Raw genomic sequence first — 14,810 nt, 5'->3', positions numbered from 1 at the left:
GCGGCCTCGAGTTCGATGCAGGTGCCACCAATTTGCTGCGTTCCGCGGTGGACACGTCCGCGAAACGAACCAGCTTCCTTGGACATCAGCGGCTGGTCTCGATGGCTGAGCCGGGGGCGGCCGAGCAGGCGAGGGCACTGGGCAATGGGCAGGGAAACATCAAAGCGAATACAGCTCCAGGCAATGACTTATCTATATTCAAATGAGCGCCCGAGAAATTGCGACTTCTCGTGAAGAAAATCTGCATGTTGCTTCGGCGCAACATCACCCGTTGGCGAACCCGAACGCAATAGAACCTTCAATGGGCTGAACTTCAGCACCGGCGCGACCGGCGACTTGCGACGGCTGGAAGTCGGTGCGAGCCGCGATCGGCTCGCGCGAATTCGGCAAGCACCCTTTCGGCACAGATGACGCGGTTGCGGCCGAGCCGTTTGGCGACATAGAGCGCCTCGTCGGCCGCGCCCAGCAGCCGGTCGGGGCCGCCACCCGCGCCACCGGGAATCAGGCTTGCCACGCCGACGCTGAGGCTGACGTGGTCGCCGGCGCCCGTGGCGCCATGGGCGATCTGCAAGGCCATGACGGCGCTGCGGATCTCCTCGGCCACGGTGCAGGCGGCGTCGCAGTCCATGTCCGGCAGGATCAGCGCGAACTCCTCGCCGCCATAGCGGCTGGCGAGGTCGAGGGGGCGCACGGCATGCCGGTTGACGACAGCTGCGACCGCGCGAAGGCACTCGTCGCCGCTCTGGTGGCCGTGGCGGTCGTTGAACAGCTTGAAATGGTCGACGTCGACGAACAGCAGCGCCAGCGGCTTCTGCGTGCGCTGGGCGCGGGCCCACTCGCTCATCAGCATCTGGTCGAAGGCGGGGCGGTTCGACAGGCCGGTCAGCCCGTCCTTGGTGGCGAGCTCCTTCAGCGACATCTCGGCGCGCTTCTGGTCGGTGAGATCGCGCAGCGTCTCCACCACCGCGATCAGGTTGCCGGCCTCGTCGTGAATCGGGCCGGCGTCGATGGCGAGATAGAGCTGGTTGCCGAGCTTCGGCATCACGCACCAGTTCTCTGCGGAAAAGCCGAGGCCGTTGTGGCCGCGCGCGGCATATTCCGAATAGTACTCCGGCAGCTGTTCGGGACGGTCGAGCGCGACGAGGTCGGCAAGGCATGGCCGCCTGGTTTCGTAGAAGGCCTGCCAGTGCCTATTGGTGCCGATCACCTCGGAAGCGTCGACGCCGGTCAGCCGCTCGCAGGCCCTGTTCCAGATCACGACACGGCGCTTCGGATCGATCACGAAGGTCGGCACCACCAGGTGCTGCATCAGCCGCACCGCGTAGGAATCCGCGAGATCGACGTTTTTGCGCGGCTTCGCCATCACGCCACCGCCGCCACGGGCAAGGTCCCGGGCAAGCCATCGCCGGGACCGAACAGCCTTCGCACTTCGCTGGCGGGCTTCGGCGCGCTGAACAGATAGCCCTGCATCTGCGTGCAGCCGAGCGCGCGCAGCATGTCGCGCTGTGCTTCGGTCTCGACGCCCTCGGCGACCGTGGTCATGTTGCTGACGGCCGCGATGTTCACCACCGCCTGCACGATCACGGGCGCGCCGCTCGTCTCGGCGATGTCGGCGACGAAGCAGCGGTCGATCTTGATCTTGTCGAACGGGAAGCGCTTCAGATAGCTCAGCGAGGAATAGCCGGTACCGAAATCGTCGAGTGCGATGCGCACGCCGATCGAGCGGAGCTGATGCAGGATCGAGAGCGCCGCCTCGTCGTCGCGGATCAGCACCGCCTCGGTGATCTCGAGTTCGAGCCGGCGCGGGTCCAGCCCGGACGCGGCGAGCGCGCCCGCAATCCGCAGTGCCAGCGTGTCGCATTTGAGCTGCACCGGCGACACGTTGACCGCGACACGCACATGCGCCGGCCAGGTCGCGGCCTCGTTGCAGGCCATGCGCAGCACCCAGTCGCCGAGCTCGGTGATCAGGCCGGTGTCCTCGGCGATCGGAATGAACTCCGCTGGCGACACCATGCCGCGCTCGGGATGCCGCCAGCGCAGCAGCGCCTCGCAGCCCGACACTTCATTGGTGCGCAGGTCGACCAGCGGCTGATAGTGAATCTCGAAGCCGCCATTCACCAGAGCCTGCCGCAGATCCAGCTCCATGCTCAGGCGCGCCTTGGCGCTCGCATCCATTGCCGGCTCGAAGAAGCGGTGGGTGCGGCGTCCCTCGGCCTTGGCGCCGTACATCGCGAGATCGGCGTTCTTGATCAACTGATCGAGATCGGCGCCGTCCTGCGGCGCCAGCGCGATCCCGATGCTGGCGTCGGTCGAGAGCTGATGGCCGAGACAATGATAGGGCTGCCGAATCGCCTGGTAGATCCGCGTCACGAAGGACAGTACGTCGGCGGACGATGCGATCCCGGTCTGGATCACCGCGAACTCGTCGCCGCCGAGCCGCGCGATCAGGTCGCCCTGCTTGAGGCAGCCGCGGAGACGGCCCGCGATCGCTTTCAACAGCTCGTCGCCGACATGATGGCCGAGCGAATCGTTGATGCCCTTGAATTCGTCGACGTCGATGTAGAGTAGCGCGAACTGGCAGCCATCGGCGACTTTCGCCAGCTCGCGTTCGATCTGCTCGCGGAACAGGGTCCGGTTCGGCAGGTCGGTCAGCGCATCGTAATGCGCCATATGCGCGATCTTTTCGTGATCGCGCCGCCGTTCGGTGACGTCTTCGATCACGTTGATGATGTAACGCGGCTTGCCCGCCTTGTCGCGAATGCCGATACGCTTCGAGATGGTATGTCGCTGGCCACCCGTCCGCCTCGGCCAACTTTGTTCCTTGACCAACAGCTGATCGGGCGATTGCAGCAAGGCGTCATCATCGCGCTTGACGATGACGGCCTCCGGTGCCGGGAGAATATCGGTGGCGGTCTTGCCGACGATCGTCTCGCCCGTTTCGTTGAAGACTTCCTCGGCGATGCGATTGACCAGCAGATATTGCCGCGTTTGAGCGTCCTTTACCGTGATCTGCGACGGAATGTGATCGATGATCTCGCGCAGGAAGGTGTGGTTGCGATCGCGCTCCTGTTCCAGGTCGCGGCGCTCGGTGATGTCTTCGATCGTGGCGACCCATCCGCCCTGCGCGAGAGGGGTGTTGATGACGTGGAAAGCGCGGCCATTGGCCAGCTGATGAGTTCTCGTGGAGACGGTACCTTCGGCGACGGTCCGCATGACGTCCGCGCAAAATTCCGCGACGTTGCCGTCGAATGCGCCGCGCTCCTTGCGATGGTACATCACCTCGCGAATGTGACAGCCGGGCTTGATGACGTCGTGGGACAGACCGAACATATCGGCGTAGCGGCGATTGCAAATGACGATATATCCGGCGGCATCGTACAGGATCAGCCCCTGCGACATGTTGTTGAGGGCGGTATCCAGCCGCTGCCGCTCCAATTCGATTCGCTCCTTGGCCTCGCGGTTCTGCCGGTTGATCTGCCGAATGATGAGATAGAGGATCAGCGCGATCACGGCTGCCGAGAAGCCTGCCGTTGCGACCAGGAAGCCGGTCTGCTGCCGCCAGTCCGCGAGCGCAGCCGACATCGTATTGGTCGCAACGATGATCAGGGGAAAATGATTCAGGGACGCGGCCGAGCCGAGCCGGTCCTCGCCGTCGATCGGGCTCTTGACGCGAAGCGTCTGCTGACCGCCCCTGGTCAGCACCCTCTGCATCAGCGGGGCGTCCTTGAAGCTCCGTCCGATCAATTCTTCGACGTGCGGATAGCGCGCCAGCATCTTGCCTTCGCGATCGAACAGCGAGATCGCCGTGCCCTCGGCAAGCGCGACCGATGCGAAATACTGCCGGTAGCTGTCCGGGTCGATGCGCCGGACCATCACGCCGAGGAAGGTGCCGTCGGCGCCGGTCAGCCGGCGCGCGACGATCGTGGTCCATTGGTCGATGATGAAGCTGCGGACAGATTCCAGGATGACCGGCTCGGCCGCTGGATCCGATTTGAACGTCTGGAAATAAGCGCGCGAGGAGACGTTGATCTTGGACAGGGGCTGGATCCGCGACCAGTTGATCAGTTCGCCGTCGGCATCATAGATCGCGATGTCACCGAGATAGGACACGGAGCCGATCTTGCTGCGGAGCATCTGGTTCGTCGCAGGTCCGGAAATGCGCTCGCGGAACATTGCGGGCGAGGTGATCTCAGGCAGGTTCATCTGCTCGATCACATCGGCGGCGACGCTGTCGGAATCCTGGAATTGCTGATCGAAGTGCCGCGCGATCAGCTGCACCGTGTTTTCCAGCTCGCGTTCGCGGTTGGCGAGGGCCCGCTCGCGAAATTCGCCGACGGCCACGGCCGTGACGATGAAAATGCCCGCGACCAGCAACACGCCGCACAGGGTCAGCCACAGCACAGGACCACGCCGCGCCAAGACCACCCAGCCGTTCCTCGCGGCTAGAGATATTCCGGCTGCAACCTTGGAAAAAACCTGGCGCATTCCCCCTCCCTGCTGGAACAGGAATACATTGCAGAAATGGCGCAAACCTTAGGAAAACCAGTTACCTAAGCATTAATTCGGCCGCGTGGTCGCGTCCGTAGGCCGCGAAGCGGGAATCTCTCGTTGCGGTTGCGCGGCGCGCAATCGCTGCTCTGCATCATTGATGCCGGCTTAGTGCGGGCCGCCTGCACTCTTGCCGCCGCCGGCCTTGCGCAGCCGTCCGACCACGCCGGTCGGAAAGAAGTAGACGCTGGCGATGAACAGCAGCCCGAGCCACAGCAGCCAGCGGTCCGGATGCAACAGCCCCGGCAGCAGCGGCAGGCCGGCTTCGCCCGCCGCCTTGGAGGCGACACCCATCAGCGACTGCAGATAGTTCTGGGCAAGGATGAAGATCGTGGCGCCGATGATCGCGCCGTAGATCGTGCCCATGCCGCCGATCACCACCATCAGCAGGATGTCCAGCATGATCGAGAAGCTGAGCGAGGTGTCGGGACCGGCATAGCGCAGCCACAGCGCGTTCAAGATGCCGGCGCTGGCGGCGACGAGCGCAGCGAGGCAGTTGGCGTAGGTCAGGTGGAACACGGTGCGGAAGCCGAGTGCCTCGGCGCGAAACCGGTTCTCGCGGATTGCCTGCAGCACGCGCCCGAACGGCGAGTTCACCACGCGCAGCAAAGCGAGGATCATCAGGCCAGAGATCGCGAACACCAGGTAGTAGGTCAGGATGCGGCCGTTGATCTCGAAGCCGAACAGGCTTTTCGAGATCAGCACGCTGCCGGGGCGCAGCAATTCGGGCAGCTGAAAGCTGCGCCCGTCCTCGCCGCCGGTCAGCCAGGACAGCTGCGAGGCCAGCACCTGGAAGGCGGAGGCGACCGCGAGCGTGATCATGGCGAAGAAGATCGCGGCCACCCGCAGCGAGAACAGGCCGATGGCAAGCGCGAGCAGCGCTGCGAGCGGCAGGCCGGTGACGATTCCGGTTGCGACCGCGGCCCAGTTCGGGCCCATTCCGTACAAGGCGATCGCAATGGCGTAGCTGCCGATGCCGTAGAACATGGTATGGGCGAACGACACCGAGCCGGTATAGCCGAGCAGCAGGTCGTAGGAGGCGACCAGCGCGGCGAAGACGCAGATCTTGGCCGCGACGTTCAGCGCCTTGGCGCCCGGAAACAGGAACGGCGTCGCGGCCAGCGCCAGGATGATGACGACGAGAAGGAGCGTGAGGACGCGGCTGCGCGGCGGATCGCCTGAGAGAATCATCATCGGCTGGTCACCGCATAGAGGCCGCGCGGCCGCCACATCAGAATGGCGACCATCAGCAGGATGTTGGAGACGAGGGCGAGTTTCGGCACCAGGAAGCCGCCGTAATTGGCAACCATGGCGACCAGGATCGCGCCGATGAAGCAGCCGCCGATCGATCCCAGGCCGCCGATGATGACGACGATGAAAATCAACACGGTGAGGTCGTCGCTCATGGAGGCGTGCACCTGCTCGCGATAGAGCGCCCACATCACGCCCCCGAGGCCGGCCAGCGCCGAGCCCGTCATGAACACGCCGAGGAACAGCCGGCGGATGCGGTAGCCGAGCGCCTCGACCATCTCGCGGTTCTCGACACCGGCACGAATCAGGAGGCCGAGCTTGGTGCGGTTGAGCACGAGCTGGATCGCGATGAAGACGGCGAGCCCGATCAGCATGGCCAGTACGCGGTATTTGGCGACCGCGACGTCGCCGAGGATGAAGGAGCCGCGCAGTGAGGCCGGCAGCGGCATCGGGATGATCTGCGGGCCCCACAGCGCATAGAGCGTCTGCTCGGCGACGATCAGGCCGCCGGTCGTCATCAGGATCTGCTTCAGGTGCTGGCCATATACCGGCAGGATCAGCACGCGCTCGACGACCAGGCCAAGCGCGCCGGAGACTGCCATCGACAGCAGCGCGGCCGGCGCCAGCACCGCGAGGTTCACCCAGAGCGAATCCGCCTGAATTGACGCCGCAAACGGCGCCAGCACCAGCGTTGCGACATAGGCCCCGACGGCGATGAAGGCGCCGTGGCCGAAATTGAGCACGTCCATCAGGCCGAACACGAGGGTAAGGCCGGAAGCCATGATGAAGATCATCATGCCCATGGCAAGGCTCGCGGCGGTCAAGGTCAGCCAGGAGCTGGTCGATCCGATCAGCGGGATCATCAGCAGCGCGAGGGCGATCGGCAGCAGGACCGGCGCGAGATCGCGCTTCGGCTTCGGCAGCGGATCGGTTGCGGCAAGGTCTGTCACTGATGCGCCTCCAGGCTCAGGCCGAGCAGCCGCTCCTGCAGCGGCACGTCGGCGGCGAGCGCCGCCATCTCGCCGCGATGAACGATGGTGCCGTTGTCCATGACCAGCACGCTGTCGCCGAGCTCGCGGGCGGCAAAGAAGTTCTGCTCGACCAGCAGGATCGTCGCGCCCTTGCGCTTGATCTCCTTCAGGCACTCGATCAGCGCCATCACGATGGCGGGCGCGAGGCCCTTGGTCGGCTCGTCGATCAAGAGCAGCTTGCGCGGCTCGATGATGGCGCGCGCGATCGACAGCATCTGCTTCTGTCCGCCCGAGAGACTTCCCGCCCGTGACAGCCAGAACCGGCGCAGCGCGGGGAAGAAGCCGAAGATCCAGTCGAGCTGGGCATCGTCGAGGGGCCCGTCGCGGGCCGCGAGCACCAGGTTTTCTTTGACCGTGAGATCGGAGAACACCGCCATGCTCTCGGGCACGTAGCCGACGCCGAGCCGGGCGATGTCGGGCGTCGCAAGGCTCTCGATGCGCATCCCGGCGAGGGTGATCTCGCCCTTCGAGGCCTGCCACAGGCCCATGATGGTGCGCAGCGTCGTGGTCTTGCCCGCGCCGTTGCGGCCGAGCAGCATCGTGACCTGCCCTTGCGGGACGGCGAGATCGATGCCCTGAAGGATGTGGTAGCGCCCGATATGGGTGTGCACGCCGGAGAGTTTTAAGAGATCGGTCATGCGGCACTCTTTGGCGCAACGCCCAGATAGGCTTCCTGCACGATCGGCGAGGCGATCACCTCGGCGGGCGGGCCGTCGGCAACGAGTTGTCCGTTATGCAGCACGATGATGCGGTCGGCGAGCGAACGCACCACGTCCATCTTGTGCTCGACCAGCAGGATGATCTTGCTCTTGTCCTGCTTGAGCTGTGCGATGAGGTTGAGGACGACAGGCACCTCGTCGATGCTCATGCCGGCGGTCGGCTCGTCGAACATGAAGACCTTTGGCTCCAGCGCGATCATCAACGCCACTTCCAGCTTGCGCTGGTCGCCATGCGACAGCGCGGTCGCGGCGACGCCGCAGCGATTGCCGAGGGCGACCTGGTCGAGGATGGCGTCGGCGCGCGCGATCAGGTCGCGGCGCACCATCCAGGGCCGCAGCATGTCGTAATGGGTGCCGTTCGCCGCCTGCACCGCGAGGCGGACGTTCTCTTCCACGGTGAGGTTCGGGAATAGGTTGGTGAGCTGGAAGGCGCGCCCGAGGCCTGCGCGCGTGCGCATCGGCGCGGAATGCTGGGTGATGTCGGCGCCGTCGAACAGGATGCTGCCGTGCGAAGCGCGCAGCTGGCCCGAGATCAAATTGAAATAAGTGGTCTTGCCGGCGCCGTTCGGCCCGACGATGGCGGTGAGCTCGCCCGGGCGAAACGTGCAGGAGACATTGTTGACCGCGACATGGCCGCCGAAGCGTATGGTGAGATCGCGGGTTTCGAGGGTCAGGGGCATGGGTTTCAAGCGTGTCGGGCTGGTTGTGACACCTCTCCCCGGAAGGGGAGAGGTCGATTGGCTCCTGGCGATGCGCAGCATCGTCCAGTGCAAATCGGGTGAGAGGGCTCGGGTCCCACGAGAGAGCGGAACCCCTCACCCGCGCCTTCGGTGCGACCTCTCCCTATGGAAGAGGTGAAGCGGTCACCGCTTGTTCTTGACCGGAACGTCCATGTCCTCGATCTTCAGCTCGCGCACCGGCTCGAGCACGGCCCAGGCGACGTTCGGATCGACCTTGACCTTGAAGTGATACATGCTCTGCAGCGCCTGATGGTCTTCTTTCCGGAACACCATCTTGCCTTTCGGCGTGTCGAACTCCATGCCTTCCATCGCCGTGATCAGCTTCTCGGTGTCGGTCGACTTTGCCTTGGTGACGGCGGCGACGACGGACATCGCGGCGGCGAAACCGCCGGCGGTGAAGAAGTCCGGCGGCGCGTTGAAGCGCTTCTGGTGCTCGGCGACCAGCCAGTCGTTCACCGGGTTCTTCGGGATCTCATAGAAGTAGTAGGTCGCGCCTTCCATGCCGGGCAGGCCCTTATAGGCGGCGAGCGCCGGCAGGATGTTGCCGCCGGTGGAGAGCTCGATGCCGTAGCGCTTCGGGTCCATGTCCTGGAGTTTTGCCAGCGGATTGCCGGCGCCGGCCCAGATCACCCAGATCACCTTGCGGCCCGGCTTGTCCTTCAGCGCATCGAACAGGCGCTGGCCGACCGCGGTGAAGTCGGTGGTCGAGGTCGGGGCATATTCCTCGGCGGCGAGCGTCGCGCCGGTCTTGGCCAGCGCCTCCTTGAAGGCGGCGACGCCGTCGCGGCCGAAGGCGTAGTCCTGCGCCAGCGTCGCGACGGTGACGCCCTGCTTGCCGATCGCGACCGCGTTCGAGATCGCGTCCTGTGACGAATTGCGTGCGGTGCGGAAGATGTAGCGATTCCACTTCTCGCCAGTAATCTGGTCCGCGACTGCGGGCTCGACGATCAGGATCTTCTTGTTTTCCTCAGCGACGGGGAGAATGGCGAGTGCCGCAGCCGACGAGGTCGTGCCGATCGCGATGTCGGCCTTGTCGTCCTGATAGGCCTCCGCGAGCGCGGCCTTGGCGAGGTCCGGCTTGCCCTGATCGTCCTTGGTGATGACGACGATCTTGCGGCCGTCGAGCGTCATGGTGCCCTTGGTGGCGTATTCAAATCCCATCTTCAGGCCGGTCTCGGTCTGCTTGGCGTAAGCCTCGAGCGGACCGGTCTTGCCGTAGATCAGCGCGATCTTGAGATCGTCGGCCCGTGCGGAAGTGCCCGCGGCGAGCGCGAGAATGGTTGTTGTTATGATGAGTGATCGACGCACGATGGTCCCTCCTGATTCAAAGTTTCTCGGCAACAGCGATTTGCACAACGTTACGAACATTGCAATTAAACCTTCCGGCGAAGCGCGCCGGCGCGTGAGCATGCATCATTTTTGGGCTTGGCCCGCTGTCCCCGAATCGCCGGCCTCGACTTGGCGCCAGTCCGACTGCGCCTCCTCCGCGCTCTCGAAGATATGCGGCGCGACGCCGCGCCTCTCCAGGGCTTCGCCAAGCTTGATGCGCAGGAAGCCCGACGTGGTGTAGCGCGACACGCCGGAATAGAAGCGGTCGACGAGGCTGCGGACCATGGCCGAATAATCGTCCATCAGCTCCGGCAGGATCGAGAAGTTGTCATAATTGACGATGGCATAGACGCGGCGCCCGAGCGGCGCCAGGCGGGCCTCGACGATGGCGGCGATGGTGTCGATCTCGGCCTTGCTGCGTAGCGGATAGCGTTCGAGGTTGACGAAGAACAGGTCCTGCTGCTCGTCCAGTGTGAAGCGCTGGTCGAGCGGGATGGTGAGCAGGCGTTCGCGCAGCTCCATGAGACCCTCGCCGAAGATGCGCGCGTCCATCAGCGCCGGGTCGCGTGGGATCAGCGGCTTGAAATCCATCAGGCGCAGGATGTCGCGCTCGATGTCGATGCCGGGCGCGATTTCGGTGAGCTCTAGCCCGTCGGGCCGCAGTTCGAACACGCAGCGCTCGGTGACGTACAGCGTGCGTTGCTTGCGCGCCGCGGCGAACGGGCCGCTGAAGGTGACGTGCTCGACGCTGTCCACGAACTTGCGCGACTTGGCTTCGTCGAGGATGACGAGCTTGCCGTCGTTCACCGCAATGCGCTGCTTGCCCGCACCGAACGTGCCGACGAAGACGACCTCCTTGGCGTTCTGGCTGATGTTGATGAAGCCGCCGGCACCTGCGAGCTTCGGTCCGAACTTGCTGACGTTGAGATTGCCGGCGCGGTCGACCTGGGCAAGACCGAGGAAAGCGGCATCCAGACCGCCGCCGTCATAGAAGTCGAACTGATAGGGCTGGTCGATCACCGCCTGCGTGTTGATCGCGGCGCCGAAATCGATGCCGCTCGCCGGGATGCCGCCGATCACGCCCGGCTCCGCCGTCAGCGTGATGAGGTCGATGATCCGCTCTTCATTGGCGACCGAAGCGATGCCCTCGGGCATGCCGATGCCGAGATTGACGACGCTGTTGGCCTTGAGCTCGAGGGCGGCGCGGCGGGCGATGATCTTGCGCTCGCTGACCGGCATCACCGGCAGAGAGGCGGCGCGGACGCGGATCTCGCTCGAATACGCCGGGTTATATTGGGTGCCGAAGGTCTGCCAATGGTTCTCGGGCTTCGCCACCACGACGCAGTCGACGAGAATGCCGGGAATCTTGACCTGGCGCGGATTGAGGCTGCCGCTCTCGGCGACGCGCTCGACCTGGGCGATGACAATGCCGCCGGAATTGTGCGCCGCCATGGCGATGGCGAGCGCTTCCAGCGTCAGCGCCTCCTTCTCCATGGTGAGATTGCCGTCGGGATCGCCCGTGGTGGCGCGAATGATCCCGACCTGAATCGGAAACGTCTTGTAGAGCAGGCACTCCTCGCCGCGCAGCGTGATCAGCTCCACCATGTCCTCGGTGGTGCGCGCGTTCAGCTTGCCGCCGCCGTGCCGGGGATCGACGAAGGTGCCCATGCCAACGCGGGTGATGTGGCCGGGCCGGTGCGCGGCGATGTCGCGGAACAGATGCGTGATCACGCCCTGCGGCAGGTTATAGGCCTCGATCTGGTTCGCGATCGCGAGCTGCTGCAATTTCGGCGCAAGGCCCCAATGCCCGCCGATCACGCGCCGGACCAGCCCTTCATGCGCGAAATGGTTGAGGCCGCGCTGCTTGCCGTCGCCTTGTCCGGCCGCATAGACCAGCGTCAGATTGCGCGGTTTGCCCTGCGTATAGGGCGCATCGCCCTCCTGCGACAGATAGAGCTCCTCCAGCGCGATCGCGAGCTCCTCGGCAAAGCCGATGCCGACGAAGCCGCCGGTCGCCACCGTGTCGCCGTCGCGGATCAGCATGACGGCTTCGGTCGCCGAGACGACCTTGCCCTTCTCGGAATTGCGCAAATAAGGCAGGGCTGGATGGTGGCTCACGGCGTTCCTCCCGCTCCCTGGACCGTATGCCTTGTTATGCTTGATCTTATCGCGAAGAGCAGCCCCGGAACAGGTTGCTCCTCGCGACACAAGAGGCAACATGAAGACATTCAGGACTGCGCTATCTTGCGCGTTTCGGTGGCGAAATAGACCGAGACCACGGTGATCAGCGCCAGCGCGATCATGTAGAGCGAGATCGGCCAGGTCGCCGGCGCATAGGCCGTCATCAATCCCGTCGCGATCAGCGGCGACAGCGCGCCGGCGAAGATCGAGGCGAGGTTGTAGCCGAGCGAGACGCCGCTATAGCGCACCTTGGTGCCGAACAGCTCCGACAGGAAGCTCGCTTGCGGCCCGTACATCGCGGCATGACCGACGGCAAGGCCCAGCACGATCGCGATCCAGGCGTATTGCGGGTTCCTGGTCGCGAGCAGCATGAACAGCGGGAACGACATCAGCGCCGAGAACACCGCGCCGAAGATGTAGATCGGCCGCCGCCCGAGCCGGTCGGAGAGCGCGCCGAAGGCGGGGATGGTGACGGTCTCGATCGCCGCGCCGATCAGCACGCCGTTGAGCATGTCCTGCTTGTTCATGCCGAGCGATTGCGTGGCATAGGCGAGCACGAATGTCGCGTAGATGTAGAAGAAGCCGTTCTCGGCGAAGCGCGCGCCCATCGCGAGCAGGATGTTCTTGGGATACATCCTGATCGCCTCGAGGATCGGCATCTTCACTTCCTGCTTGGTGTCCTTGACCTTCTGGAACTCCGGCGACTCCGCGATGGTGAAGCGGATCCACAGGCCGACTAGCACCAGCGCGATCGAGAACAGAAACGGGATACGCCAGCCCCAGGCATAGAGCTGGGCGTCAGTCAGCATCGCCGATACCACGGAGAACACCAGCATGCCGAGCACGAGGCCGAGCGGCGCCCCGAGTTGCGGCCAGCTGCCGTAGAAACCTTTCTTGTCTGAGGGTGCATGCTCGACCGCCATCAGCACCGCGCCGCCCCATTCGCCGCCAAGGCCGAAGCCTTGGATCAGCCGGCACGTCACCAGCAGGATCGCGGCCCAGATGCCGGCGGTCTCGTAGGTCGGCAGAAAGCCGATCGCCGCGGTCGCCGCGCCCATGATCAGCAGCGTCAGATAGAGCATGGTCTTGCGGCCGATCTTGTCGCCGTAGTGCCCGAACACGACGCCGCCGAGCGGGCGCGCGACGAAGCCGAGCGCGTAGGTCGCGAAGGCCAGCAGGGTTCCCATCATCGGGTCGAAGGTCGGAAAGAACAGCTTGTTGAAGATCAACGCGGCGGCGGTGCCGTAGAGGAAAAAGTCGTACCACTCGATGGCCGTGCCGATCAGGCTCGCGGTGGCGACCGTGACGTGCGACGGGTTTTTCGCCTGAAGCTGATGGACCGAGATCGCTTCGCTCATCTTGCGTCCTCCCTTGGTTTTCGAATGCGCATGTGCAGCATGCGTCATTGTGCAAAAGCGAAGAGCAAGCTCCGCGCCAGTTGCCGCAGGCTTGCGCAGATGGCTGAAAACCCAGCAGATTCAGCGAAGGCATCAGGAAAGCGCGGCCAGGCCGCGTGTCAGGAATCCGAGACTCCGGACATGCCCAGTCTCGAAATTCAGACGGAGGCCGGGCCTGCGGCCAGGCCGAACTTGGCGAGCTTCTTGTAGAATGTCGCGCGCGAGATCCGCAGCATCCTGGCGGCCTCGGTGATCTGGCCGTTGCTGGCGGCGAGCGCCTGTTCGAGCGTGTGCTTCTCGAATTCGGCCTCGGCTTCGGCATAGGGCACCACCATTCCGGCCGGGCGCTCGGCCGGTGCAAGCCTCGCCTCGGTGCCGATCGGGAGGATGCGGGCGACATCTTCGCCGGTCAGCCGCCCGGAATCGCTGAGGATCAGCGCGCGCTCGAGGATGTTGCGGAGCTCGCGGACATTGCCCGGCCAATCGTAACGGGCGAGCGCGGCGAGCGCGCTCGGCGTGATCTTCGCCTTGACGTAGTCGCCGGACGCGCTGATGTCGTCGAGCAGCCGGGCGCAGATGTCGGGGAGATCGTCGAGGCAGTGGCGCAGCGGCGGCAGGTCGACCGAAAGCACGTTGAGACGGTAGTAGAGGTCGGCGCGAAATGCGCCGTCGCTGACGCGCTTGCGCAGGTCCACGTTTGTGGCGGCGATGACGCGGACGTCGACCCTGGTGATCTTGTCCGAGCCGAGCGGCTCGATCTCACGCTCCTGGAGCACCCGCGGGAGTTTTGCCTGGAGCTGCAGCGGCATCTCGCCGATCTCGTCGAGGAACAGCGTGCCGCCGTCGGCAATGCGGAATTTGCCCTCGCGTCCCCGTCGGTCGGCGCCGGTATAGGCGCCCGGCGCCGCACCGAAGAACTCCGACTCGATCAGCGTGTCGGGAATGGCGGCGACGTTGACGCTGACGAACGGCTTCTCGGCGCGCGAGGAGGCATTGTGGATGGCCTGCGCCAGCATCTCCTTTCCGGTTCCGGTCTCGCCTGTGAGCAGAACCGTGACGTTCTGCCGCGCGGCTCGGCTTGCGAGCTCCTTGGCCCGGGCGATGGCCGGCGTCGCGCCGACGAAATCGGCGAAGGTGAAGCGCGCCGCGCGGGGGTTGGACAATTGCCGGCGCGCCAGCCGCAGATCGCTCTCGAGCTGGGCGACGCGGGCGAGCAGCGGCTTCAGGCTTTCGAGATGATCATAGAGCACGAAGCCGATCGCGCCGATCACCCTCCCGTTCTCGTCCTCGATCGGCATGCGGGTGACGACGAGCTGCTCGCCGCCGAGCTCCATGATGTCGAGCAGGATCGGCTCGCCGGTCTCGGCCACCTTCCGCATCAGGCTGTTCGGGATGACCTCCTCGATCGGCCGGCCGATCGCCTCGGTCGTATGGTTGAGACCGAGCGCGGCAAGGTATTTCTCGTTGACGTAGACCACGCGCCCGCCACGGTCGATCGCGATCGCGCCCTCGCAGAGCCTTTCCAGCCGCTCGAACAGCGTCTCCATCGCGCGCGCACGGAGATAGGCGGGATCGCTGATGGAGGAGGCGGGCATGACGTACCTCGCGGGAAGC

The 14,810-nt window shown here is 64.9% G+C and carries 10 protein-coding genes; all 10 read right to left on the bottom strand.

Features of this window, described 5'->3' with window-relative positions:
- Nucleotides 1-313 precede the first annotated feature (313 nt).
- The 10 genes from P6U27_RS37025 to P6U27_RS36980 all read right to left on the bottom strand — a co-directional run bounded on the left by P6U27_RS37025 (nt 314) and on the right by P6U27_RS36980 (nt 14,791).
- Nucleotides 314-1,363: a diguanylate cyclase gene (locus P6U27_RS37025; protein WP_122406267.1), complete on the bottom strand. Its 1,050-nt coding sequence runs from the start codon at nt 1,361-1,363 to the stop codon at nt 314-316.
- A complete protein-coding gene (locus P6U27_RS37020; protein ID WP_164936718.1) occupies nt 1,363-4,485 on the bottom strand; it encodes an EAL domain-containing protein in 3,123 nt (1,040 codons plus the stop codon). The genes P6U27_RS37025 and P6U27_RS37020 overlap by 1 nt, the downstream gene beginning before the upstream one ends.
- Before the next feature lie 171 nt (nt 4,486-4,656).
- Entirely contained in the window at nt 4,657-5,742 is a 1,086-nt protein-coding gene (locus tag P6U27_RS37015; protein ID WP_174221619.1) for a branched-chain amino acid ABC transporter permease, read from the bottom strand.
- Nucleotides 5,739-6,749 (bottom strand): branched-chain amino acid ABC transporter permease, encoded by a 1,011-nt coding sequence (locus tag P6U27_RS37010; protein WP_122406265.1) that lies wholly within the window; start codon nt 6,747-6,749, stop codon nt 5,739-5,741. Before P6U27_RS37010 ends, P6U27_RS37015 begins: the two co-directional genes overlap by 4 nt.
- Complete coding sequence (locus P6U27_RS37005; protein ID WP_122406264.1) at nt 6,746-7,468, bottom strand: ABC transporter ATP-binding protein; 723 nt, start codon at nt 7,466-7,468, stop codon at nt 6,746-6,748. The genes P6U27_RS37010 and P6U27_RS37005 overlap by 4 nt, the downstream gene beginning before the upstream one ends.
- Complete coding sequence (locus P6U27_RS37000; RefSeq protein WP_122406263.1) at nt 7,465-8,229, bottom strand: ABC transporter ATP-binding protein; 765 nt, start codon at nt 8,227-8,229, stop codon at nt 7,465-7,467. Before P6U27_RS37000 ends, P6U27_RS37005 begins: the two co-directional genes overlap by 4 nt.
- 183 nt (nt 8,230-8,412) lie before the next feature.
- A complete protein-coding gene (locus tag P6U27_RS36995; RefSeq protein ID WP_162500528.1) occupies nt 8,413-9,597 on the bottom strand; it encodes a substrate-binding domain-containing protein in 1,185 nt (394 codons plus the stop codon).
- Between the two features lie 105 nt (nt 9,598-9,702).
- The gene (locus P6U27_RS36990; protein WP_122406261.1) at nt 9,703-11,736 is read right to left on the bottom strand and encodes an acyl CoA:acetate/3-ketoacid CoA transferase; all 2,034 of its coding nucleotides are present in this window, start codon (nt 11,734-11,736) and stop codon (nt 9,703-9,705) included.
- A 110-nt stretch (nt 11,737-11,846) separates the two neighbouring features.
- A complete protein-coding gene (locus P6U27_RS36985; protein ID WP_407193530.1) occupies nt 11,847-13,157 on the bottom strand; it encodes an MFS transporter in 1,311 nt (436 codons plus the stop codon).
- Nucleotides 13,158-13,354: 197 nt separating this feature from the next.
- On the bottom strand, nt 13,355-14,791 hold the full coding sequence (locus P6U27_RS36980) for a sigma-54 interaction domain-containing protein (protein WP_407193529.1): 1,437 nt from the start codon (nt 14,789-14,791) through the stop codon (nt 13,355-13,357).
- Between the last annotated feature and the right edge of the window lie 19 nt (nt 14,792-14,810).

This window comes from Bradyrhizobium sp. STM 3566 (genome assembly GCF_045571445.1).
GTDB classification, from domain to species: Bacteria; Pseudomonadota; Alphaproteobacteria; order Rhizobiales; family Xanthobacteraceae; genus Bradyrhizobium; species Bradyrhizobium vignae.
Note: the sequence above shows the minus strand (reverse complement) of the source record. Positions and strands in the feature narration are given on the sequence as shown.

Excerpts from the sequence above, each read along its gene's own strand:
- P6U27_RS37025 (WP_122406267.1), bottom strand. The coding sequence starts at position 1,363 with ATGGCGAAGCCGCGCAAAAACGTCGATCTCGCGGATTCCTACGCGGTG.
- P6U27_RS37020 (WP_164936718.1), bottom strand. The coding sequence starts at position 4,485 with ATGCGCCAGGTTTTTTCCAAGGTTGCAGCCGGAATATCTCTAGCCGCG.
- P6U27_RS37015 (WP_174221619.1), bottom strand. The coding sequence starts at position 5,742 with ATGATGATTCTCTCAGGCGATCCGCCGCGCAGCCGCGTCCTCACGCTC.
- P6U27_RS37005 (WP_122406264.1), bottom strand. The coding sequence starts at position 7,468 with ATGACCGATCTCTTAAAACTCTCCGGCGTGCACACCCATATCGGGCGC.
- P6U27_RS37000 (WP_122406263.1), bottom strand. The coding sequence starts at position 8,229 with ATGCCCCTGACCCTCGAAACCCGCGATCTCACCATACGCTTCGGCGGC.
- P6U27_RS36985 (WP_407193530.1), bottom strand. The coding sequence starts at position 13,157 with ATGAGCGAAGCGATCTCGGTCCATCAGCTTCAGGCGAAAAACCCGTCG.
- P6U27_RS36980 (WP_407193529.1), bottom strand. The coding sequence starts at position 14,791 with ATGCCCGCCTCCTCCATCAGCGATCCCGCCTATCTCCGTGCGCGCGCG.